Source organism: Streptomyces sp. GMY02 (assembly GCF_019056675.1).
GTDB classification, from domain to species: Bacteria; Actinomycetota; Actinomycetes; order Streptomycetales; family Streptomycetaceae; genus Streptomyces; species Streptomyces odonnellii.
In genome coordinates, this window is the sequence record NZ_CP077658.1 from 1,425,945 (window position 1) to 1,448,718 (window position 22,774).

The window sequence follows — 22,774 nt, forward strand, 5'->3', positions numbered from 1 at the left end:
CCGCTCTCCTTAATCCGGGTTGTCAGGCGTCTTATCCGGCGGACGCGAGTACGGCGGCCTGGCGGGCCGCGCCGTCCATCGTGCTGACCTGGTCCACGAGCGGGTGCGCGCGATCCGCGAGGATCGCCCGGCCGCGGGCGGCGCTGTTGCCGTCGAGGCGTACGACGAGCGGCTTGGTGAGCCGTACGGTCTCCAGCGCCTGGACGATTCCCTCGGCGACGGCGTCGCAGGCCGTGATGCCGCCGAAGACATTGACGAACACGGATTTGACGTCGGGGTCGGAGAGGATCACGGACAGTCCGTCCGCCATGACCTGAGCGGACGCCCCTCCCCCGATGTCGAGGAAGTTGGCGGGGCGGGCGCCGCAGCCGGCGACCACGTCCAGGGTGGACATCACCAGGCCCGCGCCATTGCCGATGATGCCGACCTCGCCGTCGAGTTTGACGTAGTTGAGGCCCTTGGCCGCGGCGGCGGCTTCGAGCGGATCGGCGCCCGGGTCCTCCGATGTCTCGCCCCAACGCTCCTGCCTGAAGCGGGCGTTGTCGTCAAGGGTCACTTTGCCGTCGAGGGCGATTATCAGCCCATTCGAAGTACGCACCAAAGGGTTCACTTCGACCAGCAGAGCGTCCTCGCGGACCAGTACCTGCCACAGCGCCTGGAGAACCGGAATGGTGTCAGCGGGCAGTTTCGCGGCCGCCGCGATCTCCGCCGCCTTGGTCTCGGTGACCCCTTCCGCGGGGTCGACAGGGATCCTCGCGACGGCCTCGGGACGGGTCGCCGCGACCTCCTCGATCTCCATTCCACCCTCGGCGGAGGCGATCGCGAGGAAGACCCCGGCGGCCCTGTCGAGCACGTACGAGACGTAGAACTCGGCCTCTATATCCACTGGTTGGGCGAGCATCACCTTGCTGACGGTGTGGCCCTTGATATCCATGCCGAGGATCTGACGCGCGGTCAGTTCGGCGGCCGCCGGATCGCTCGCCAGCTTCACCCCGCCCGCCTTGCCCCGGCCCCCTGTCTTCACCTGTGCCTTGACGACCACTCGGCCGCCGAGCCGCTCCGCGGCGAAGCGTGCCTCCCTGGCCAGCTCCACCACCTCGGCCTCGGGTACCGGTATGCCGTAGTCCGCGAAGAGTTCTCTTGCCTGGTGCTCATACAGATCCATGCCGGCTCCCTTTTGACGAAAGTGCCGCACGCCCCCTGGACACCATCCACTGGATGCGGGATAACAAGCTTCATACAGTATTCGTCGACTGTATGCAATGTACCGAGAGGGCGACAGCCCTCCCCTACGAAGGGACAGGACCGCCCTCATGCCCGATGACAGCCAGGGAGTCGTTTCCGGTGGTCAGCAGGTCGCCGGAGCGCTCAAAGCGGAAGGCGTGGACGTCGTCTACGCGGTCCGTGGCGCTCATGTCACGGGCATGTACGAGAGCTGCGCCGAGGCGGGCATCGACATCGTCGAGGTACGGCACGAGCGGGTCGCCGTTCACGCGGCGGACGGTCATGCCAGGGTCACCGGGAAGCCCGGCTGCGCGGTCGTGACCGCCGGACCCGGCACCACCGACGCCATCACGGGCGTGGCCACCGCGCTGCGCGCCGAGTCCCCCATGCTGCTGATCGGCGGCCAGGGGGAGCAAGGCCCGTACGGTACGGCCTCGTTCCGCGAGCTGCCGCAGCTCGACATGATGACCCCGGTCACCAAGTACGCCGCCGCCGTGCCCGGTCCGGCAGGCGCGGCCCGCATGGTGTCGACGGCGTTCCGCGCGTGCCGGCAGGGCGCTCCCGGACCGTCCTTCCTGGAGATCTCCCGTGACGTACTGGACGCCAAGGTGCCGGTGGAGGAGGCCCGGGTCGCCGAGGCCGGTCACCACAGGACCGAGGCCTGCCCGGCCGGTGACCCCGAGGCCGTCGAGAAGCTCGCCGATCTGCTCGTACGGGCCGACCGTCCGGCGGTGCTGCTCGGCAGCCAGGTGGGGACGGCCGGCGGGGCCGACGCGGCCGTGGAGCTCGTACGGGCGCTGAACGTACCCGCCTTCATGAACGGGACGGCGCGCGGCACCCTGGCGCCCGACGACCCGCACCACTTCCAGCTCTCCCGGCGCTACGCCTTCTCCAACGCCGACCTCGTCATCGTGGTCGGCACCCCCTTCGACTTCCGCGTGGGGTACGGGAAGCGGATCACCCCGGCGGCGACCGTCGCCCGCATCGACCTCGACCACCGCGCGGTGGACGAGGACCCCGGTGTCGCCCTCGGCATCGTGGGCGACGCGGGGCTCGTACTCTCCTCGGTCACCCAGGCCGCCTGCGGACGCCTCGACAACGGCTCCGTACGGCGCAGGGCCTGGCTGGACGAGCTGCGCGCCGCGGAGCGTGCGGCGCTGGACATGCGGCTGCCGCAGCTCACCTCGGACACCGCGCCGGTCCACCCGTACCGGCTGGTGAGCGAGATCGACGAGTTCCTCACCGAGGACTCCCTCTTCATCGGCGACGGCGGCGACATCGTCACCCTCGCCGGCCAGACCGTACGGCCCAAGTCCCGCGGCCACTGGCTGGACGCGGGCCCCCTCGGCACCCCCGGTACCGGTGTCCCGTTCGCCCTCGCCGCCAAGCGGGCGCGGCCGGGCGAGGAGATCGTGGCGCTCTTCGGAGAAGGCGCCTTCGCACCGACCGGCTGGGACTTCGAGACGCTCGTCCGCAACAACCTCCCGTTCATTGGTGTCGTCGGCAACAACTCGCCGGCGCATCCGATCCGTTACGGCCGGGCCGCCACCTACGGCCGGGAGCGGGAGCGGACCGCCGACACCCTCGGCGATGTCCCCTATGACAAGTTCGCCCAGTTGCTGGGCGGTTACGGCGAGGAGGTCCGTGAACCGGCAGATATCGCTCCCGCGCTCCGCAGGGCGCGGGAGTCCGGGCGGCCCTCGCTGATCAACGTCTGGGTCGACCCGGACGCGTACGCCCCCGGAACCATGAACCAGACCCTGTACAAGTAGAGGAGCCCCCTGATGACGCAGGCTCTTGAGACCCCTTCGGGAACGAAGGCGCTCGCCGGTATACGTGTACTGGACATGACGCACGTCCAGTCCGGCCCCTCGGCGACGCAGTTGCTCGGCTGGCTCGGCGCGGACGTGGTGAAGCTGGAGGCTCCGACCGGCGACATCACCCGTAAGCAGCTCCGCGACATCCCCGATGTCGACTCGCTGTACTTCACGATGCTCAACTGCAACAAGCGGTCCATCACCCTCAACACCAAGACCGAGCGCGGCAAGGAGATCCTCACGGAGCTCATCGGCCGCTCGGACATCATGGTCGAGAACTTCGGCCCGGGGGCTGTCGACCGCATGGGTTTCACCTGGGAGCGCATCCGGGAGATCAACCCGCGGATCATCTACGCCTCCATCAAGGGCTTCGGCGAGGGTCCGTACACCAATTTCAAGGCGTACGAGGTCGTCGCGCAGGCCATGGGCGGTTCGATGGCCACCACCGGCTTCGAGGACGGTCCCCCGCTCGCGACCGGCGCGCAGATCGGCGACTCCGGCACCGGCATCCACGCCGTCGCCGCCATTCTCGCCGCGCTCTTCCAGCGTGAGCACACCGGCCGCGGCCAGCGGGTCAATGTGGCGATGCAGCACGCCGTGCTCAACCTCTGCCGGGTGAAGCTGCGCGACCAGCAGCGGCTCGCCAGCGGCCCGCTCGCCGAGTACCCCAACGAGGACTTCGGCGACCAGGTGCCGCGCAGCGGCAACGCCAGCGGCGGCGGACAGCCCGGCTGGGCCGTCAGATGCGCGCCGGGCGGCCCCAACGACTATGTGTACGTCATCATCCAGCCGGTCGGCTGGCGTCCCGTCACCGAGCTGATGGGCCGGCCCGAGCTGGCGGACGACCCCGAGTGGGCGACCCCGGAGGCCCGGCTGCCCAAGCTGGGCAAGATGTTCCAGCTCATCGAGGAGTGGACGAGCACACTGCCCAAGTGGGAGGTGCTGGAGAAGCTCAACGCCCACAACATCCCGTGCGGCCCGATCCTCTCCACCAAGGAGATCATCGAGGACGCCTCGCTGGCGGACAACGAGATGGTCATCGAGGTCCCGCACCCCGAGCGCGGTTCGTTCACCACCGTCGGCAGCCCGCTGAAGCTGTCCGACTCCCCCGTGGACGTGGTCACCTCGCCCCTGCTGGGCGAGCACAACGAGGAGATCTACGCCGGCGAACTCGGTCTGGACGACGAGGAATTGCGCGTGCTCAAGGCGAACGGAGTCATCTAGCAGTGGACACCACGGAACCGCGTCAGAGGGCCGTACGCGCCGTCCTGGACGCCGCGCTCGCCGCCGGACGTACGGCGCTGACCGCTCCGGAGGGCAAGGCCGTCACGGACGCCTACGGCATTCCCACCCCGGCGGAGGGACTCGCCGAGGATGTCGAAGAGGCGGTGGCGCTCGCCGACCGGATCGGTTTCCCGGTCGCGCTCAAGATCGTCTCGCCCGATGTCCTGCACAAGACGGACGCGGGCGGGGTGCGGATCGGGCTGGCGTCGGCGGCCGAGGTGCGCGGTGCGTTCACCGCGATCATCACCAATGTGAAGGCATATGCCCCCGAGGCGCGGATCCTTGGTGTCCAAGTGCAGCAGATGGTGCCGGCCGGTACGGAAGTGCTGATCGGTACGGTCACCGACCCGACCTTCGGCAAGATCGTGGCCTTCGGCCTCGGCGGGGTCCTGGTGGAGGTCCTCAAGGACGTCACCTTTCGGCTGGCCCCGGCGACCAGGGACGACGCGCTGTCGATGCTGGACGGGATCCGTGCCGCCGAGGTCCTGCGCGGGGTCCGCGGCGGCGCGGCGGTGGACCGGGAGGCGCTGGCCGGGCTGGTGGTCAAAGTGTCCCGGCTCGCCGCCGACTTCCCGGAGATCGCGGAGGTCGACCTCAATCCGGTGTTCGCGTCCGCGAACGGGGTGATGGCCGCCGATGTACGGATCCTGCTGAGCTCCGAGGCTCCGGCACCGCGGCGGACGTACACCCGCGAGGAGATCCTCGTCTCGATGCGGCGGCTGATGCAGCCCCGCTCGGTGGCGGTGATCGGGGCCTCGGCCGAACAGGGCAAGATCGGCAACTCGGTCATGCGCAACCTGGGCGATGGAGGTTTTCCGGGCGAAATACATCCGGTTAACACCAAAGCCGATGACATTCTCGGCCGTAAGGCGTACAAGAGCGTGATGGACGTGCCTGGTGAGCCTGATGTGGCGATCTTCGCGATACCCGCGGAGTTCGTCCCCGCGGCGCTGGAGGAAGTGGGCCGCAAGGGCATACCGAACGCCGTGCTGATCCCGTCCGGCTTCGCCGAGACCGGCGAGCAGGAGCTCCAGGACCGGATCGTCGCGATCGGCGAGGAGTACGGCGTACGGCTGCTGGGTCCGAACATCTACGGCTACTACTCGACCTGGCAGGACCTCTGCGCCACCTTCTGCACCCCGTACGACGTCAAGGGCGGTGTGGCGCTGACCTCGCAGTCCGGCGGGATCGGGATGGCGATCCTGGGCTTCGCCCGAAGCACCAGGACGGGTGTCTCGGCGATCGTCGGCCTCGGCAACAAGTCGGACCTGGACGAGGACGATCTGCTGACCTGGTTCGGCGCGGATCCGCGTACCGAGTGCATCGCGATGCACCTGGAGGACCTCAAGGACGGCCGCGCCTTCGTCGAGGCGGCGCGGGAGACCGTACCCAAGAAGCCGGTGGTGGTCCTGAAGGCCGGGCGTACGGCGGCCGGGGCGAAGGCGGCGGGCTCGCACACGGGCGCGCTCGCCGGGGACGACGCGGTGTACGACGACATCCTGCGGCAGGCCGGGGTCATCCGGGCGCCGGGGCTCAACGAGATGCTGGAGTACGCGCGGGCGCTGCCCGTGCTGCCCACACCCCGGGGCGAGAACGTGGTGATCATCACGGGGGCGGGGGGCTCGGGTGTGCTGCTCTCGGACGCCATCGTGGACAACGGTCTGTCGCTGATGGAGATCCCGCCGGACCTGGACAAGGCGTTCCGTGCCTACATCCCGCCCTTCGGGGCGGCGGGCAACCCGGTGGACATCACCGGCGGCGAGCCTCCGGCCACCTACGAGGCGACGATCCGGCTCGGTCTGGAGGATCCCCGGATCGACGCGCTGGTGCTGGGCTACTGGCACACGATCGTCACACCGCCGATGGCCTTCGCCGAACTGACCGCGCGTGTGGTCGCGGAGTTCGCGGACCGGGGCATCAGAAAGCCGGTGGTGGCGTCGCTCGCGGGCGATGTGGAGGTCGAGGAAGCGTGCCAGTACCTCTTCGAACGCGGCGTGGTGGCCTACCCGTACACCACCGAGAAACCGGTCGCCGTACTTGGAGCCAAGTACCGGTGGGCCAAGGCCGCGGGGCTGCTGTGAAGCGCCCCCGGCACACACAGACCGCCGGCGCTCCGGGGCCCGTGCCCCGGGTGCGGCCGGTGAAACAGGGCTGCGGAGTGTTCCTGACGCACCGTCAGCTACGCTGCCCTGATGCATCGTCAGAACATCGCACCGGTCAGGTGGTTTGGAGGTTACCCATGACCTAGCCCGCCCGGGCGAGCACGAAAGGTTTTGGACAGGGGGCGCTGGCCAGCTCTTTCGATGCAAGGGGTGCTACACCACATGACAACTACTGAGATCCCGAGTTCCGTCCCTTACAAGGAGGTGACGGACGCAAACGGCCGTGTGTACCGGATCGGTGAGACCGACCGGCACATCATGGGCCGCCCGCGTTGGACGATGGTGCTCTTCCCGTGGATGGGAATGATGGGCATCAGCTCGTCCGAGTACGCGTTCACCTCGGCCGAGGACACTCTGCACGAGGCCCATCTCTGGAGCAGCGGGCACATCTTCTGGCTGATGGGTGTCTGGATCTTCTTCCAGGCGGCCGTGGCCTTCCCCGCCGGGCAGCTCCGTGAGAGCGGCAAGCTGCCCGCCCGGTACGCCATGATGCTCGGCGCACTGGGTACGTTCCTGGGCTACCTTTCCCTGGCCTACGCGCCGCACGTGATCGTGGCGTACATCGGCTTCGGAATGTTCAGCGGTATCGGCGCCGGTCTCGTCTACGCGACCTGTGTGAACATGGTCGGCAAGTGGTATCCGGAGCGCAAGGGAGGCAAGACCGGCCTCGTCAACGGCGGTTTCGCCTACGGCTCCGTGCCCTTCGTCTTCCTCTTCACCTCGTACATGGACCTGAGCAACTACCAGACCGTTCTGGTGGCTGTCGGTGTCATCTGCTGTGTCGTCGTCGCGGTCGCCGGCTGGTTCTTCAAGGACCCGCCGAAGTACTGGTGGCCGACGGGCGCGGACCCGCTGAAGACGTCGGAGGACCCGCGGATCCGGCGTGCGCTGGAGAAGAACCCGCCGGCGCTGAAGCAGTACACACCGAAGGAAGCGGCACGGACGCCCGTGCTGTGGATGATGTGGTTCTGCCTGCTGTGCACGGCCGGCATCAACATCTTCGGTATCGCCTTCCAGGTGCCCTTCGGCAAGGACATGGGCTTCGCCGGTGGGATCGTGGCCACCGCGATGTCGCTGAAGGCGATCGTGAACGGCACGGGGCGTGGCGTCATCGGCTGGATCTCCGACCGGTACGGACGCCGCAACACACTGATCATCGTCTGCCTGGTCCTGGGCAGCGCGCAGTTCGGTGTGCTGATATCCGGCTCCATGGGAAGCATGCCGTTCTTCCTGTTCTGCTCGATGGTCTCCGGCTTCGGCGGCGGCGCGATCTTCCCGCTGTTCGCGGCGATGACGGCGGACTACTTCGGTGAGAACAACAACGCTTCCAACTACGGCATGGTCTACAGCTCCAAGCTGATTTCCGGCCTGGTCGGCTCCGGTATGGGAGCCGTGGTGGTGGCCGCCTGGGACTACGAGGGCGCGTTCATCATCGCCGGCAGCATCGGACTCGCCTCAGCCGTACTGGCCCTGTTCCTCAAGGCGCCAGGCAGGGGCAACAGCAAGATCGAACCAAACCCGAACCCGATAGGCCGGGAGATAGCCTGACATGACAGCGGAACCTCTCTCCGGTACGTCCGCGCCGACCACGGCCGGCGCGGACTACCGCGAAATCACCGACGCACGCGGCCGTGTCTACCGGATCGGTGAATCCGACCGGCAGATCCTCGGCCTCCCCCGCTGGACGATGGTGGCGCTGCCCTGGCTCGCCATGCTCGCCATCAGCGTCTTCGAGTACGCCTTCGGGGCTGCGGAGGAGACCCTGTCCAAGGCACATCACTGGAGCTCGACGAACACCTTCTGGGTGCTCAGCGTCTGGATCTTCTTCCAGGCCGCTGTCTCCTTCCCGGCCGGAAGGCTGCGGGAGAAGGGCATCCTCACCAGCAGGGCCGCCATGCTCATCGGCTCCGTCTGCTCGCTGGTGGGATTCGTCAGCCTCAGTCATGCGCCGAACATCTGGCTCGCGCTGGCAGGCTTCGGCCTGCTGGGCGGGCTCGGCTCCGGACTCATCTACTCGACCAGTGTCAATATGGTCGGGAAGTGGTACCCGGAGCGCAGGGGCGGCAAAACCGGGCTGGTGAACGGGGCATTCGCCTATGGCGCCGTGCCGTTCATCTTCCTCTTCACCTACGGTTTCGACACCTCGAACTACCACACGGTGCTTGACCTGGTGGGGACCTATGTCCTGGTGCTGACGCTGGTCGCGGGCCTGTTCTTCAAGGATCCACCGAAGAACTGGTGGCCGGAGGAGGTAGATCCGCTCAACATCGCCGGGGATTCGAAGACCGGGAGGGCTCTCGCCAAGAACCCTCCCGCGGTAAGGCAGTTCACTCCGCAGGAGGCGCTGAGGACAGGTGTGGTACCACTGATGTGGCTCTGCATGCTGTGCTGTGCCGGAGTGTCGATCTTCGGGATCTCGTTCCAGGTGCCGTTCGCGAAGGAGATGGGCTTCGGCCCGCTCATCGCGGCGTCGTCCATGGGCGTGATGTCGGTGATCAACGGCACCGGACGCGGTGTGGTGGGCTGGCTGTCGGACAAGCTGGGGCGGCGGACCACGCTGACCTATGTGTGTCTGACCCTGGCCGTGGCGCAGTTCGGTGTGCTGTGGGCGGGCGAGATCAGGAACCAGACGCTGTTCCTGGTCTTCGCCTTCCTCTCCGGCTTCGGCGGTGGCGCTTTCTATCCGCTGTTCGCGGCGCTGGTCCCCGACTACTTCGGGGAGAACAACAACGCCTCGAACTACGGCATGGTCTACAGCGCCAAGCTGATCAGCGGTCTGTTCGGCGGTGGCCTCGGCGCCGTCGTGGTGGCCTCCTGGGGCTTCGTCGGCGCGTATGTGGCGTCCGGTGTGGTCTCGCTGATCGCCGCGGGACTCTCACTGGTATTGCGGCAGCCCGGCGGTCCGGACCGCGGGCGAAGGACCGTCGTCCTGCCGTGGGCCCGTGCGCGCGCGTCGAGTGAGGCGCCCGCCTGACCCCGGCGGGGGCGGGCGTCATCACACAGACGGCCCCCCGCGCGGCTTCCTTCGAAGCCGCGCGGGGGGCCGTTCCCCTTGCTCTCAGCCGAGTCGGGGCGGGATTACGGGAAACTACCGCCGCTCGCGCAGGGAGTGCAGATGCGCGGAGGACTTGCGGGCAAAGGCCAGCGAGTCCACCGGCTGGTCGTGCTCGGCCTGCCAGTGGTGGTTGCGCCGTCCGCCGTGGGTCTTGTTCACGGCGGAGATGAAGCGCTGGTAGTCGATGTCGCCGTCGCCGACGTCCACCATCCGGTAGCCGTCGCGGGCGGTGATGTCCTCGATGCCGTCCTTCACATGGAAGAGCGGGTAGCGGTGGGGCTGCTTGAGGACATAACGCAGCGGGTCGAAGGGCGCGAGCTTGCCCTCCACCGTCTTGCTGAAGCGGAACTGGCCGGCGTACGCCCAGTAGATGTCCATCTCCAGATAGACCAGGTCGGGGTCGGTCTCGGCCAGCAGGACGTCGTAGAGCCGTACGTTCGGCTGGTCCGTGGCGAAGGAGAACTCCTCGGCGTGGTTGTGCTGGTAGAACTTCAGCCCGCGCCGCCTGGCCGCCGCGCCATAGGTGTTGAAGTCCTCGGCGGCCCGCTTCCAGGCGTCCACGGTGGAGCCGTAGCGGAACGGTCCCGAGGCGGTGCCCACATGGTCCAGGCCCAGGGTCTCGGCGTCGTCCAGGACCTGTTCGAGGTTCTGGGCGAAGCTGTAGGCGTTGGGGTTGTTGTTGTCGTAGTAGTTGACGTGGCTGCCGATGGGCTTGAGGCCGTGGTCCCTGGCCAGCCGCTTGAGCTGGGGCAGGGTGATCTCGCCCGCGGAGCCCTGGGTGTACCCGGCGAACTCGATCTCGTCGTACCCGAAGCGTTCGAGTTCGTCGAAGACCTTGGCGAAGCCGAGGGTGGAGACCTTGTCGCGCAGCGAGTAGAGCTGGATACCGAGGCGGCCGGGAGGCAGGACCGGCTGTCCCTTGCCGTGGCCGTGACCGCTCTGGTGGCCGTGGCCCGTGCCATGGGCGGCGGCCGGGGTGGCCGCCGCGCCGAGGACCGCGGCGGCGGTGGCGCCGGCCGCGACACCGAGCATGCTCCGTCTGCTGAGCTTCTGGGCGAGCTCGGGGTCGGCTGACTTCTTGCGGCTCATGCGGAACTCCTTCTGTCAGTGGGGTGTCAGTGCAGTCCGGCAAGCTGGAGGAGCAGGGACTTCACATCGGTGGCCGCGACTCGGCCACTGACGGCTTCAGGGGCCGAGCAGAGGATGAGCGGCCCTTCGTCGTCGTTCGCGGGAAGCCGCCCGTGGCTCCCGCGGATCGGCGAGGGATCGAGGGGTACGACGGCGAGCCGGTAGCGCATCCCGAGCTTCTTGCGGGCGATGGCCTTGGCCGCCTTGAGCCGTACGTACGGATCGAGCGGATCCATGAACAGCTCCACCGGGTCGTAGCCCGGCTTGCGGTGGATCTCGACGAGCTGCGCGAAGTCGGGCGCCCGTGCGTCGTCCAGCCAGTAGTAGTACGTGAACCACGCGTCGGGCTCGGCGATGGCCACCAGCTCGCCCGCACGCGGATGGTCCAGACCGTGGGCCTTCTTGCCCTCGTCGTCGAGGAGCTGCTCGATGCCGGGCAGATCCTGGAGTGCCTCCCGGGTCGCGTCCAGGTCCTCGGAGCGCCGTACGTACACATGGGCGAGCTGGTGGTCCGAGACGGCGAAGGCACGGGAGGCCATCGGGTCCAGGTACTCCATGCCGTCCTGGGTGTGCACCTCCAGCAGCCCGGCCCTGCGCAGCGCCCGGTTGATGTCCACGGCCCGGGAGACCCGGGTGATGCCGTACTCGGAGAGTGCGACGACCGTACGGCCCTCCGCCGCGGCCTCGTCGAGGAGCGGCGCCATGGCGGTGTCCAGCTCGGCCGCGGCCCGGTGGGAGCGGGGGTCGTCGGGGCCGTACCGCTGGAGGTCGTAGTCGAGGTGGGGCAGATAGCAGAGCGCCAGATCGGGGCGGCGGGTGCGGATGATGTGCCGGGTGGCGTCCACGATCCACTGCGAGGAGACGATGTCGGCGCCGGGGCCCCAGAAGTGGAAGAGGGGGAACGTACCGAACTTCTCGGTGAGTTCGTCGTGCAGCGCCGGCGGGCGGGTGTAGCAGTCGGGTTCCTTGCGCCCGTCGGCGTAGTAGACCGGGCGCGGGGTGACGGTGTAGTCGGTGTCCGCGCCCATCGCGTACCACCAGCAGATGTTGGCGACCGTGTAGCCGGGGTGGGCGCGGCGGGCGGCGTCCCAGAGCTTGTCGCCGGAGACCAGTCCGTTGTGCTGGCGCCACAGCAGGACATCGCCCAGCTCGCGGAAGTACCAGCCGTTGCCGACGATGCCGTGCTCGGCGGGGAGCGTCCCGGTGAGGAAGGTGGACTGGGCGCTGCACGTGACGGCGGGCAGTACGGTGCTCAGCGGGGCCTTCGATCCCGTGTTCGCCAGCTTGCTCAGCCTGGGCATGTGCGGGAGCAGTTGGGGCGTGAGACCCACGACGTCCAGTACCAGCAGGGGCGTCGGGCTCGCGGAAGTCTCCGCCTGGTTCTCTGTCATGGCAGCTCCTTGAGGCCGAGGTCGACCAGCAGGTCGCGGGCCAGGGTGAGTTCGGCGGCGATCCCCTCGGCGAGCTGGCCGCGCGAGCGGGGCCGCAGCTCCGCCGGCAGCGCCTGCCAGGTGTATGTCTCGACCTCCAGATGGCGGGTCCGCGGCTCGGCGCCGCCGATCAGCCGGGTGAGGGTGTCCTGGAGTACGGGCAGGGTGGAGGCGAGCGGCGGCGCGGGCTGGGCGTGCAACGGCACATGGAAGTGCGAGCGCCAGGGCGCGCCGTCGGGCAGCGCCTCGCCGCCGAGTGCCTCGTCCAGATCGTCGGTGCCGCGCAGCCCGGCGGCGGTACGGGTCCGGGTCTGGTGGAGGAACCGGGGCTCGGCGAACGCGCCGAGGGCTTCCCGTACCTCGGGCAGATGAGGTTCCTCGGCGTGCAGGGCCGCCGAGAGCTGCGCCTTGGGGATGGCGATACGGGCGTCGGCCAGCGCGCCCAGCGCGGTGGCCGGGTCCTCGAAGGAGGTGGCGAGATGGCAGGTGTCGATACAGATCCCGATCCTGGCGCTGCCGATCTCGGTGAGCGGGCCGATCGCGTCGGCGGTGGTCTCCACGGTGCAGCCGGGCTCGGGCTCCAGGGCGATCCTGATGGACTTGCCGGTCAGCTCCTCCAGCGCGTCCAGCCGTCCGGCGAGCGTGGTCAGCGCCGTACGGGCGGCGCCGGCCGCGGTGGCGTCGAACTCGGTGCGCCAGGCGAGCGGGAGGGTGGAGACGGACCCCTCGGTGACATCGTCGGGCAACAGCGCGGCCAGCAGCCGGGCGAGGTCGCTGGTGTGGGCGAGCCGCTCCGGGTCGGCCCAGTCCGGCTTGTAGACGCGGTACTTGACCTCTTCGGCGCCGAACCCCTCGTACGGGAAGCCGTTGAGCGTGACGACTTCGAGGCCCCGCCGGTCCAGTTCGGCGCGGAGTCCGCGCAGCGCGGCCGGGTCGTTGATCAGGGCCTGCGCGGCGCCCCTGGCGAGCCAGAGCCCGATGCCGAGGCGGTCGCGGCCGAGGCGTTTGCGCACCGGCTCGCAGTGGTCGCGGAGCTGGGCGAGTACGCCTTCGAGGTTCTCGGCGGGGTGCACATTGGTGCAGTACGAGAGGTGGACGGTGGATCCGTCGGGGTGGCGGAAGCGCATGGGCTCACTCCCCGCCGCGGAGAATGGAGTTGCCCTCGTGGAGGGCCTCCGGGGCGGCGACTTCGAGCTGGAGCCGTCCGCTGAGCCCGTAGAAGGCGACGGGGTTGCGCCACAGGACCCGGTCGACGTCGTCCTCGCCGAAGCCGGCGGCGAGCATGGCGTCCGCGACCTTGCGGGTCTTGAGCGGATCGCTCTTGCCCCAGTCCGCCGCGGAGTTGACGAGCACCTTCTCGGTGCCGTGGGCCTTGAGGACGGCGACCATGCGGTCCTCGTCCATCTTGGTGTCGGGGTAGATGGAGAAGCCGAGCCAACTGCCGCTCTCCGCCGCGTCCTTGACGGTCGTCTCGTTGAGGTGGTCGAGCAGCACCCGCTCCGGGTCGAGGGCGGACTCCCGTACGACGTCGATGGTGCGGCGCAGGCCCGCGAGCTTGTCGCGGTGGGGGGTGTGGACCAGCGCGGGCAGGCCGTGGTCGGCGGCGAGCTGGAGCTGCGCGGCGAGCGCGGTGTCCTCGGCCGGGGTCATCGAGTCGTAGCCGATCTCGCCGACGGCGACGACACCGTCCTTGACGAGATAGCGCGGCAGCGCGTCCAGGACGGGCGTGCAGCGCGGGTCGTTGGCCTCTTTGGGGTTGAGCGCGAGGGTGCAGTGGTGGGCTATGCCGTACTGCGCGGCGCGGAACGGTTCCCAGCCGAGGAGCGCGTCGAAGTAGTCGAAGAAGCTCTCGGGTGAGGTACGGGGCTGACCGAGCCAGAAGGACGGCTCGACCAGGGCGCGGACTCCGGAGGCGTACATCGCCTGGTAGTCGTCCGTGGTGCGGGAGGTCATATGGATGTGGGGGTCGAAGATGCGCATCAGGACTCCTCGCCGGTCAGGTGGAGCGCGTGGTACAGGTCGGCGGGTACGGGACGGCCGGCGGCGGTGCGCTCAGCCGCGAAGTCGGCGAGCATCCGGGCCAGTTCGGCGTCTCCGTGGGCACGTCTGTCCAGGCCGTCGACGGCGGCGACCGGCACACCGGTGAAGAGGCACTTGAGGATGGCGTGCCGCCAGGAGTGGGGATCGAGATGGGCGGCGGCGTACGGGCCGACGGCCGCGGCGACCAGCCGGGTGTCATTGGTCCGCAGGGCGTCCTCGACCAGCGGCAGCGCACCGGGTCCGGTGACGCGCAGGGGCAGGGCGAGCAGAACGGCACGGCGCTCGGCGGCGGTGCCCTGGTGGTAGAGCCGGGTCAGGGTGGTGAGCCCGGCGCGGGCCTCCAGGAGGAGCAGGGTGCGTACGGAGTCGGCGTGCTCCTGGCCGCAGTGGCGGCCGGCGGCGGCGAAGCGCAGCTCCCAGGGTGCGACGGCAACGTTGTCGCCCTCGCGCTCGTCCGGAGCGGCGGCGGCCTCGGCCAGGGCCGCGTCGAGCCAGGTGCCGGCGGCGGCGTCCAGACGGGGAGCCAGGTCCTCGCGGGTCGGGGCGGGCGGGTTCGAGATCATGCTGCTCCCTTCGTACGGAGGAAGTCCAGGGAGGTACGGGCGAGTTCGGGGCCCGCGTGGGAGTGGCGGGGCAGTTCGACGACGGTCAGGCCCTCGTAGCCGGTGGCGGCCAGCGCGGCGAGCACCGGCGGGAAGTCGATCTCGCCCTCGCCGAACGGGAGATGCTCGTGCACCCCGCGCCGCATGTCCTCGATCTGCACGTGCCGCAGCCAGGGCGCGGCCTCGCGGACACAGTCGGCGGGCGGGGCGGGCTCCAGGCACTGGCAGTGGCCTATGTCGAGGGTGAGGCCGAGCGGTTCCGGGTCGCCGAGACGGTGTCTGAGCTGGTGGAAACCGGCGAGGTCCGACACGAGATGGCCGGGCTCCGGCTCGACGGCGAGCGGTACGTCGGCGCTCTCGGCGGCGGCGACCACCGGGGTCAGCGCCTCTTCGAGCCGCTTCCACGCGGTGTCGGTGTCGGTGCCCGCCGGGGTGACCCCGCTGAAGCAGTGCACGGCGTGCGCGCCGAGGTCGGCGGCGACCTGAACGGCCGTCACCAGCAGTCCGGTGCGGGCGGCGCGGTCCTCCGGGTCGGGGTCGAGCAGGGTGGGGCCGTGCTTGCGGCGCGGGTCGAGCACATACCGGCCGCCGGTCTCGACGGTGACCCCGAGCCCCAGCTCCCCCAGCCGCCGGGCGACGCGGTCGACGCGGGCGGGCAGGTCGGGGGCCATGGGGTCGAGGTGCATATGGTCGAGGGTGAGCCCGACACCGTCGTATCCGAGATCGGCCAGGAGCGCGAGCGCGTCGTCGAGCCGGAGATCGGTGAGCCCGTTGGTGCCGTATCCGAAGCGCAGACTCATGTGGGGCTCACTTTCCGTGCGAAGGTCCGTGCCAGTGGTACGAGTCCCAGTACGCCGAGCGCGGTCCCGGCGGCCCCGCCCCGCGCGGCGAGCGCCGCCTGGAGCGGGATCATGGCCCGGATCCCGCCGCCCACGGCGCGCTGGGTGAGCGGTGGGGAGGGGTTGAGCGCGGCGTGCGCCAGGGGCTTTCCGGCGGTCCCCGCGTATACGGCGGCGAGGCCCCCGGAGAGCAGCGCGGCGGCGGAGCGCTCGGCGCGCAGCCGCCAGCCGGTGAGGACGCCCAGGCCCGCGGTCACCCCGAGCGCGGCGAGCGGCGCGGCGGTCGAACCGCCCTGTGCCTCCTGCCGCGAGACCACGGTGACGGCGGCCGTGTGCGCCCCGAGCACTCCGGCGGCGCCCAGGGCGCTGCGCGCTCCGGCGGCCACGGGGCGCCCGCCCCGGGAACTGGTGGCCGTCGCGCCGAGGAGCAGGTCCAGGGAGCGGGCCGCGCCCATGGCGACGGGGCCCGCCGGGGTGTGCTTGAGGCGCAGGTCGTACGACCAGACCGCGGCGGCCAGCGCCGTACCGACCGCCAGGGACGGCCGGCCGGCCCGGGACGCCAGGGCCAGCCCCGCGGCGGTCAGCCCGGCCGCGGCCGTCAGCGCCGCCCCGGGGCTGATACGGCCCGAGGGGATGGGGCGGTGCGGGCGGTCCACGGCGTCCTCGTCGCGGTCCGCCCAGTCGTTGAGCGCCATGCCCGCCTCGTACAGGCAGAGCGAGGCGCCCACCGCGTACGCCGTGCCCCGGTTGGCGCGTACGCCGGCCGCCGCCGCGCCGGCCAGGGCGTCGCCCGGGACCGTGAACAGCGCCGACACCCGCAGCAGTTCGGCCCAGGCCCGCAGGCCCGAGCGCAGGCTCACCGGGCCTCCCGCAGCCGGTCCGTCCCGCGCAGCCGGTCAGCGAAGCCGAGCAGCGCCTCGAACTGTTCCGCGAGCGCGGAGGAGCCGCCGTCCGGGTCCTTGAAGTAGAAGCCCAGCTCGGGCAGCGGGCCGCTGAGCCCCGCCTCGTGCGCGCGCGACACCAGCCGTGCCAGGTCCAGCACCAGCGGCGCGGCCAGCGCCGAGTCGCAGCCCTGCCAGATCGTCTGGAGGATCATCCGCGAGCCGAGGAAGCCGTCGAAGGCGATGTGGTCCCAGGCCGTCTTCCAGTCCCCCAGCGCCGGGACGTCGTCGATATGGACCTCGCCCTCCGGCGCCGTGCCCAGGGTGTCCGCCAGAACGCGCTCCTTGCCCGCGTTCTTGGCCGCCGCCGCGCCCGGGTCGGCCAGCGCCGCTCCGTCCCCGCCGCCCAGCAGATTCGTGCCCGACCAGGCCCGTACGGTCAGGGCACGCTGCACGAACATCGGAGCGAGCACGGAACGGAGCAGCGTCTGGCCTGTCTTGCCGTCGCGGCCGGCGTGGGGAAGTCCGCCGGCCTCGGCGGCCGCTGTGAGGGCCGGGGTGCGCAGCCCGGTGGAGGGCGTGAAGTTGACGTACGAGCAGCCGGCCCGTACCGCGGCCGCCGCGTACAGCGAGCTGGCGGGCAGCCGGGGGTCGTCGGGCGCGGGGGTGGGCTCGGTGGAGGAGACATTGACGACGACGGTCCGCGCGACACCGGTGCGCCGTGCGAAGTCGCCGATGTCGGCGGCGAACGCGGCGATGAGTTCCTCGTCGCTCCTGGTGTCCCCCGGCTGCGGGCCGCCGGCCCTGATCTCCTGGTCGGCGGCGGTGAGTTCGGCGTGGATCGCGGCGGGCAGGCCATGCGGGAGCACGCCCGCCGCGGTCAGTTCCTCGGCGCGCTTGGGCAGCGGACAGCTCACCGTGTCGTGTCCGCCGAAGACGAGGGAGGAGAGGGCGGGCAGGCCCGTCCCGCTGAAGGGCGGGGTCTCGGTGACCATGCCCGTCGCGGGGTGGAGTCCCGCCGTGACCGCCGCGCATCCCGCGACAGCCGTCGTGGCGACGGAGCCGCGGGCTCCGACGAACCAGACTCCGGTGCGTACTGCAGTCGATTCCGTACCGCTCGTCGTCACGGGCTGCCTCCCTGCCGGTGGTGTGGTGTGGTTGGTGGGCGGCGGGCGGGGGTACGGCGCCTCCCCGCCCGCCGCCGGCTGACGGGCCGCCCGTCCCAGGTGTCCCTAGGAGGCCGGCAGTTCCTTGAGCTGGATGTTGCGGAAGGACGCCTGGTCGTCGGCGCCGTGGTTCTGCAGCCCGATGTAGCCGTCCTGCAGGCTGCGTGCCGGGTCCGTGTTGGTGAAGTCGTTGATCTTCACGCCGTTGAGGAAGATCTGCAGACGCTCGCCCTGGACCTTGATCTCATAGTTGTTCCACTGCCCCGGCGGGCGCAGAACCTGGTCCCTGACCTTGATGTTGGCCGACTTGAAGCCGTAGACGGAGCCGGTGGTGCGGTCCGGGGAGTCGGTGGCGTCGATCTGCACCTCGTACCCCTTGTCCACCGCCGACCACGGGTCGTCGGAGGCCGGGAAGCCCACGAACACACCGGAGTTGTCGTCCCCGGCCAGCTTCCAGTCCAGCTTCAGGGAGTAGGACTTGAACTCCTTGGCCTGGTACCAGAGCAGGCCCATGCCGCCCTCGGAGCGCAGTTCACCGTCCACGACGTTGAACTTGCCCGGTCCGGCCTGCTTCCAGCCCTCTGTCGTCTTGCCGTTGAAGAGGTCCCGGTAGCCGGTCCTGGGCTTGCAGTCGGCCTTCACCTGGCCGGCCGCGTACCGCAGTCCGCCGAGCAGGTGCTGACGGAAGGCGGGGTCCGCGTACGACTCCTTGGTGTGGCCGCCGCCGGTGTAGAAGGCCCGGCCGCCCTCGTAGGTCTGGCACCAGGCGATCGGGTGGTCGCCCTTCATGGTGCCGCCCTGGTAGGTGGTCTCGTCCAGGGTGGCGAGGACCCGTGCCTGCTCACGCGGGTTGGTGCGGTAGTTGTACCACTCGTCGGTGCGCTGCCACTCGTCGTCCAGGTGGGCGGTCGACGGGTGGTCGTGGTCCTCGACGCGGACGGTCGCGGACTGGATCTGCGGGTGGCCCTGGAAGTACGCGCCCACCAGACCGCCGTAGAACGCCCAGTCGTACTCGGTGTCCGCCGCGGCGTGCACACCCATGTAGCCGCCGCCGGTGGCGACATAGTTCTCGAACGCCTTCTGCTGGTCGGCGTTGAGGACGTCACCGGTGGTGGAGAGGAAGACCACCGCGTCGTACCGGGCGAGGTTGTTGGTGGTGAACTGGGCGCCCGTCTCGGTGGCGTCGACCTTGATCCCGGTGGTGGCGCCCAGCTCCTTGAGCGCGGCGACACCCTGGGGGATCGAGTCGTGGCGGAACCCGGCGGTCCTGGAGAAGACGAGAACCCGCTTCTCGGTCTTGCCGGGCACGGCCGTGGAGAGCTCGAAGTCGTCCAGGTCGAAGAGCGCGCCGTTCCCGACGGCGCCCTTGAAGACCAGGAACAGCTCGGTGGTCTTCGTCGGTACGGACCGCAGGGGTACGTCGATGTCCTGGAAGGTCTCCCAGCCTCCGGTGACCGGGATCGGCGCGGAGCCGAGCAGGTTGCCGGTGGCGGAGCCCGTCCGTACCTCCAGGAATCCGCCGGCGCCGCCGGAGGAGATCCGGGCGGTCAGGGTCTTGGACCCGGTCAGGTTGTACGGCGTGAAGGAGATCCAGTCACCGTCGTCGATGTCGCCGACGGTCTTGCCTCCGTTGGCCGGGGCCTTGTCGTACGTCCTGATGCCGGAGGCGGAGCTGAAGTGCTCGGCCTGCCGGTGGCGCGGCTGGAGCTGCGCCTGGCCGTGGCTGGTGAGCGCCGCCTGGCCGCCGCCTCCGCCGTCGGTGTACTCGGCGTCGATGACCCCGAAGATATTGGCGTTGGGGTCGTGCTCGGTGTCGGCGGGCGCGGTGATGGTGCCCTCGCAGCCGTTGGCCGAGGTGATCGGGTGGCCGTGGCTGTCATGGCCGAGGATGTAGCGGACGATCACCTTGGAGCAGTCGATCGGACCGTCCTCGGGGTCGGTGACCGTGACCTTGAAGGGCAGCGTGTCCCCGAAGTTGAACAGCGTTCCCTCGGCGGGCAGTTCGAGCTTCACCGTGGGAGCGGTGTTGCCCACGACGATCCGTACGGACGCCGTCGCGGTGCGCTCCGTCGGGTCGGTGACGGTGAGCCGTGCGCTGTAGGTGCCGTTCTTCTTGTACGTGTACGTGGGGTTGGCCTCGGTGGAGGTACCGCCGTCACCGAAGTCCCACGCGTAGGTGAGGGGGTCGCCGTCGGGGTCCTCGGTGCCGGCGGAGGAGAAGACCGCCCTCAGCGGGGACTTGCCGGAGGTCTTGTTGACACTGGCCTCGGCGATGGGCGACTTGCCGCCCGTGGAGTTCTCGATGCGGTACAGCGCGGAGTGCTCGTCGCCGCCGAACCAGGACAGGCCGTAGTCGAGGACGTAGAGCGCGCCGTCGGGGCCGAACTCCATGTCCATGACCTGGGTGCCGGTCCACGGGAACGGGTTGATCGAGCCGACCGTGCCGTTCTCGTCCTGCTCGATCCGCTTGATCCACTGGCGGCCGAACTCGCCGGCGAAGAAGTCGCCGTCGTAGGACTCGGGGAACTTCACCGGGGAGTCCAGGTCCGCGTCGTACCGGTAGACCGGGCCGCCGGTCGGCGACTCGGAGCCGGAGCCGAACTCGGGCACACTGCCGCCGTCGTACGGGATCCACGCGGGCTGCGCCGGCGGGAGGTCCGTCAGACCGGTGTTGTGGGGCGAGGTGTTCTTCGGTGCCGCGCAGTCGAAGGCGGCGCCGGAGGCCTGCGTCCCGAAGTCGTAGTCGATGTAGGCGTCGTTCTTGCCGGTGCAGTACGGCCAGCCGAAGTTCCCGGCCTCGGTGACCCGGGCGAACTCCACCTGACCGGCCGGGCCGCGGGTCGGCGACGCCGAGCCGGCGTCCGGGCCGTAGTCACCGACGTACACGATGCCGGTCTTCTGGTCCACGGAGATACGGAAGGGGTTGCGGAACCCCATCGCGTAGATCTCGGGGCGCGTCTTCTCGGTGCCCGGGGCGAAGAGGTTGCCCTCGGGGATGGTGTACGAGCCGTCCTCCGCGACCTTGATACGGAGGACCTTGCCGCGCAGGTCGTTGGTGTTGCCGGAGCTGCGCTGGGCGTCGAACGCCGGGTTGCGGGTGGCCCGTTCGTCGATCGGCGTGTAGCCGTCGGAGGCGAAGGGGTTGGTGTCGTCACCCGTCGACAGATAGAGGTTGCCGTCCGCGTCGAAGGCGATGTCGCCGCCGACATGGCAGCAGGTGCCGCGCGAGGTGGCGACGTCGAGGACCTTCTTCTCGCTCGCCTTGTTGAGGGTGCCGTCCTCGTTGAGCGTGAAGCGCGAGAGGCGGTTGTACCCGTCGAAGGGGGCGAAGTCGGCGGCCGTGCCGTTCTCGGGCGCGTCGCCGGCGGGGGTGTTGAGCTTGGGGGCGTAGAAGAGATAGATCGCCCGGTTCTCGGCGAAGTCGGGGTCGACCCCGACGCCCTGGAGACCTTCCTCGTCATGGTTGTAGACGTCCAGCGTGCCGGCGATGGTGGTGTCGCCGCCGGCGTCGGTGATCCGGAGCGTGCCGTCGCGCGAGGTGTGCAGTACCTGCCGGTCCGGCAGGACGGCGAGCGACATCGGCTCGCCCACCTCGTCGGCGCCCTTCGCGAGGGTCACCTGCTGAAAGCTTTCCTCCGCTACGTCCGGATGGTCCGGATGCGCGGCGGCGGGTACGGCGCTGAGGGTTGAGCCTGCGAGCAGCGCGCCCGTCAGGAGTGCGAGGAGGGTTCTGGCTCTGGGGCGTTTTCTGTGCACGAAAGTCCTCCACAATGGGCTGTTCGTACGTGCTGGTGCCAAGGAGCGCGGTGTTCGTCTGTCGCGCTCGCCTCCCCGGGGAGGGACCGGGTGCTCGTCCTGCACCGGGTCCCCGGGGGAGGTGGCCACGTCTCCGAAGTGCGCCGTCACATCGGAGACCACCTATGTCCTGTACATCTCAGTGGACCGTAGCTGTGTTCGTCCGGGACCGAAAGACCTTGCGCAGAGGAGAAGTTGTACTTTTTCCTCCCCCAGGACAAAGCGGATTCCGGGCAGGCCGGACCGCCTGGTGGCATGGGGCCGCCACCAGGCTCTGTCCGGCCCCGCTGGAGCCGAAGGCGCTACTCCCCGCCGCCGAAGGCCGCGTCGAAGGACGCGGTGGGTGCGTCGAAGTCGAAGCGCTTGAGGTCCCTGAGGGCCTCGGGCGCTCCCGCGAGCCGATCCATGCCCGCGTCCTCCCACTCGACCGAGATGGGTCCCTCGTACCCGATCGAACGGAGCATCCGGAAGACGTCCTCCCACGGGACGTCGCCGTGGCCGGCCGAGACGAAGTCCCAGCCGCGCCGCGGGTCGCCCCACGGCAGGTGCGAGCCGAGCCGGCCGTTGCGGCCGTCGAGGCGCTTGCGCGCCTCCTTGCAGTCGACGTGGTAGATCCGGTCCCGGAAGTCGTAGAGGAAGTTGACCGGGTCCAGGTCCTGCCAGACGAAGTGGCTCGGGTCGAAGTTCAGCCCGAACGCGGGCCGGTTGCCGACCGCCTCCAGCGCGCGCTTCGTGGTCCAGTAGTCGTAGGCGATCTCGCTGGGGTGCACCTCGTGGGCGAACCGCACCCCCTCGGCGTCGAAGACGTCCAGGATCGGGTTCCACCGCTCCGCGAAGTCCTCGTACCCCCGGTCGATCATGCCGGGCGGTACGGGCGGGAACATCGCGACCAGGTGCCAGATCGAGGAGCCGGTGAAGCCGATGACCGTGTCCACCCCGAAGGCGGCCGCGGCCCTGGCGGTGTCCTTGATCTCGGCGGCGGCGCGCTGCCTGACGCCCTCGGGCTCGCCGTCGCCCCAGATACGGGACGGCAGGATGCCCTGGTGGCGCTCGTCGATGGGGCTGTCGCAGACGGCCTGGCCGACGAGGTGGTTGGAGATCGCCCAGCACTTCAGCCCGTACTTGTCGAGCAACTGGTGGCGGCTGTCCAGATAGCCGGGGTCGGAGAGCGCCTTGTCGACCTCGAAGTGGTCGCCCCAGCAGGCGAGTTCCAGGCCGTCGTAACCGAAGTCACGGGCGTGCCTGCACACCTCCTCCAGGGGCAGATCGGCCCACTGGCCGGTGAACAGCGTGAACGGGCGTGGCATTCGGACCTCCTTCTCTGTATCGCTCTGTGGCTGCGTTGCTCTGT

General features: G+C 69.8%; 16 protein-coding genes. 5 read left to right on the forward strand and 11 right to left on the reverse strand.

Features of this window, described 5'->3' with window-relative positions; genetic code table 11:
- Positions 1–31: 31 nt before the first annotated feature.
- A complete protein-coding gene (gene sucC, locus KQY30_RS05935) occupies positions 32–1,165 on the reverse strand; it encodes an ADP-forming succinate--CoA ligase subunit beta (protein ID WP_217305900.1) in 1,134 nt (377 codons plus the stop codon).
- 148 nt (positions 1,166–1,313) lie between these two features.
- Between sucC and KQY30_RS05940 the strand changes: the two genes are divergently transcribed.
- The 5 genes from KQY30_RS05940 to KQY30_RS05960 all read left to right on the forward strand — a co-directional run bounded on the left by KQY30_RS05940 (position 1,314) and on the right by KQY30_RS05960 (position 9,461).
- Positions 1,314–2,996, forward strand: a complete 1,683-nt coding sequence (locus KQY30_RS05940; protein WP_217305901.1) for a thiamine pyrophosphate-binding protein — start codon at positions 1,314–1,316, stop codon at positions 2,994–2,996.
- A gap of 12 nt (positions 2,997–3,008) precedes the next feature.
- Positions 3,009–4,265 carry a formyl-CoA transferase gene (gene frc / locus KQY30_RS05945; protein ID WP_046503583.1) on the forward strand — a complete coding sequence of 419 codons (1,257 nt, stop codon included), beginning with the start codon at positions 3,009–3,011 and terminating at the stop codon, positions 4,263–4,265.
- Between the two features lie 2 nt (positions 4,266–4,267).
- Entirely contained in the window at positions 4,268–6,406 is a 2,139-nt protein-coding gene (locus KQY30_RS05950) for an acetate--CoA ligase family protein (protein WP_217305902.1), read from the forward strand.
- 243 nt (positions 6,407–6,649) lie between these two features.
- Positions 6,650–8,035 (forward strand): OFA family MFS transporter, encoded by a 1,386-nt coding sequence (locus KQY30_RS05955; protein WP_217305903.1) that lies wholly within the window; start codon positions 6,650–6,652, stop codon positions 8,033–8,035.
- Position 8,036: 1 nt separating this feature from the next.
- The gene (locus KQY30_RS05960; protein ID WP_217305904.1) at positions 8,037–9,461 is read left to right on the forward strand and encodes an OFA family MFS transporter; all 1,425 of its coding nucleotides are present in this window, start codon (positions 8,037–8,039) and stop codon (positions 9,459–9,461) included.
- A 114-nt stretch (positions 9,462–9,575) separates the two neighbouring features.
- Here KQY30_RS05960 and KQY30_RS05965 read toward each other — a convergent pair whose 3' ends face one another.
- The 10 genes from KQY30_RS05965 to KQY30_RS06010 form a co-directional block, all read right to left on the reverse strand.
- Positions 9,576–10,631, reverse strand: a complete 1,056-nt coding sequence (locus tag KQY30_RS05965; RefSeq protein WP_217305905.1) for a sugar phosphate isomerase/epimerase — start codon at positions 10,629–10,631, stop codon at positions 9,576–9,578.
- Between the two features lie 26 nt (positions 10,632–10,657).
- Positions 10,658–12,061, reverse strand: a complete 1,404-nt coding sequence (locus KQY30_RS05970; protein WP_217305906.1) for an alkaline phosphatase family protein — start codon at positions 12,059–12,061, stop codon at positions 10,658–10,660.
- A complete protein-coding gene (eboE, locus tag KQY30_RS05975) occupies positions 12,058–13,227 on the reverse strand; it encodes a metabolite traffic protein EboE (RefSeq protein WP_217305907.1) in 1,170 nt (389 codons plus the stop codon). The genes KQY30_RS05970 and eboE overlap by 4 nt, the downstream gene beginning before the upstream one ends.
- Positions 13,228–13,231: 4 nt before the next feature.
- Positions 13,232–14,080, reverse strand: coding sequence for a TatD family hydrolase (locus tag KQY30_RS05980; RefSeq protein WP_046503602.1), 849 nt, complete (start codon positions 14,078–14,080; stop codon positions 13,232–13,234).
- Entirely contained in the window at positions 14,080–14,703 is a 624-nt protein-coding gene (locus KQY30_RS05985; RefSeq protein ID WP_217305908.1) for an EboA domain-containing protein, read from the reverse strand. Before KQY30_RS05985 ends, KQY30_RS05980 begins: the two co-directional genes overlap by 1 nt.
- Positions 14,700–15,542 carry a sugar phosphate isomerase/epimerase gene (locus KQY30_RS05990; RefSeq protein ID WP_217305909.1) on the reverse strand — a complete coding sequence of 281 codons (843 nt, stop codon included), beginning with the start codon at positions 15,540–15,542 and terminating at the stop codon, positions 14,700–14,702. The genes KQY30_RS05985 and KQY30_RS05990 overlap by 4 nt, the downstream gene beginning before the upstream one ends.
- Positions 15,539–16,441, reverse strand: coding sequence for an SCO3242 family prenyltransferase (locus KQY30_RS05995; RefSeq protein ID WP_254406968.1), 903 nt, complete (start codon positions 16,439–16,441; stop codon positions 15,539–15,541). Before KQY30_RS05995 ends, KQY30_RS05990 begins: the two co-directional genes overlap by 4 nt.
- Entirely contained in the window at positions 16,438–17,589 is a 1,152-nt protein-coding gene (locus KQY30_RS06000) for an inositol-3-phosphate synthase (protein ID WP_217305910.1), read from the reverse strand. Before KQY30_RS06000 ends, KQY30_RS05995 begins: the two co-directional genes overlap by 4 nt.
- A gap of 105 nt (positions 17,590–17,694) precedes the next feature.
- Complete coding sequence (locus KQY30_RS06005) at positions 17,695–21,384, reverse strand: ThuA domain-containing protein (protein ID WP_217305911.1); 3,690 nt, start codon at positions 21,382–21,384, stop codon at positions 17,695–17,697.
- A 341-nt stretch (positions 21,385–21,725) separates the two neighbouring features.
- Complete coding sequence (locus KQY30_RS06010; protein WP_217305912.1) at positions 21,726–22,730, reverse strand: sugar phosphate isomerase/epimerase; 1,005 nt, start codon at positions 22,728–22,730, stop codon at positions 21,726–21,728.
- Between the last annotated feature and the right edge of the window lie 44 nt (positions 22,731–22,774).

Coding starts and splice junctions, on each gene's coding strand:
- eboE (WP_217305907.1), bottom strand. CDS start 13,227: ATGCGCTTCCGCCACCCCGACGGATCCACCGTCCACCTCTCGTACTGC.
- sucC (WP_217305900.1), bottom strand. CDS start 1,165: ATGGATCTGTATGAGCACCAGGCAAGAGAACTCTTCGCGGACTACGGC.
- KQY30_RS05980 (WP_046503602.1), bottom strand. CDS start 14,080: ATGCGCATCTTCGACCCCCACATCCATATGACCTCCCGCACCACGGAC.
- KQY30_RS05955 (WP_217305903.1), top strand. CDS start 6,650: ATGACAACTACTGAGATCCCGAGTTCCGTCCCTTACAAGGAGGTGACG.
- KQY30_RS05970 (WP_217305906.1), bottom strand. CDS start 12,061: ATGACAGAGAACCAGGCGGAGACTTCCGCGAGCCCGACGCCCCTGCTG.
- KQY30_RS05940 (WP_217305901.1), top strand. CDS start 1,314: ATGCCCGATGACAGCCAGGGAGTCGTTTCCGGTGGTCAGCAGGTCGCC.
- KQY30_RS05965 (WP_217305905.1), bottom strand. CDS start 10,631: ATGAGCCGCAAGAAGTCAGCCGACCCCGAGCTCGCCCAGAAGCTCAGC.
- frc (WP_046503583.1), top strand. CDS start 3,009: ATGACGCAGGCTCTTGAGACCCCTTCGGGAACGAAGGCGCTCGCCGGT.
- KQY30_RS05985 (WP_217305908.1), bottom strand. CDS start 14,703: ATGATCTCGAACCCGCCCGCCCCGACCCGCGAGGACCTGGCTCCCCGT.
- KQY30_RS06010 (WP_217305912.1), bottom strand. CDS start 22,730: ATGCCACGCCCGTTCACGCTGTTCACCGGCCAGTGGGCCGATCTGCCC.
- KQY30_RS05990 (WP_217305909.1), bottom strand. CDS start 15,542: ATGAGTCTGCGCTTCGGATACGGCACCAACGGGCTCACCGATCTCCGG.
- KQY30_RS05960 (WP_217305904.1), top strand. CDS start 8,037: ATGACAGCGGAACCTCTCTCCGGTACGTCCGCGCCGACCACGGCCGGC.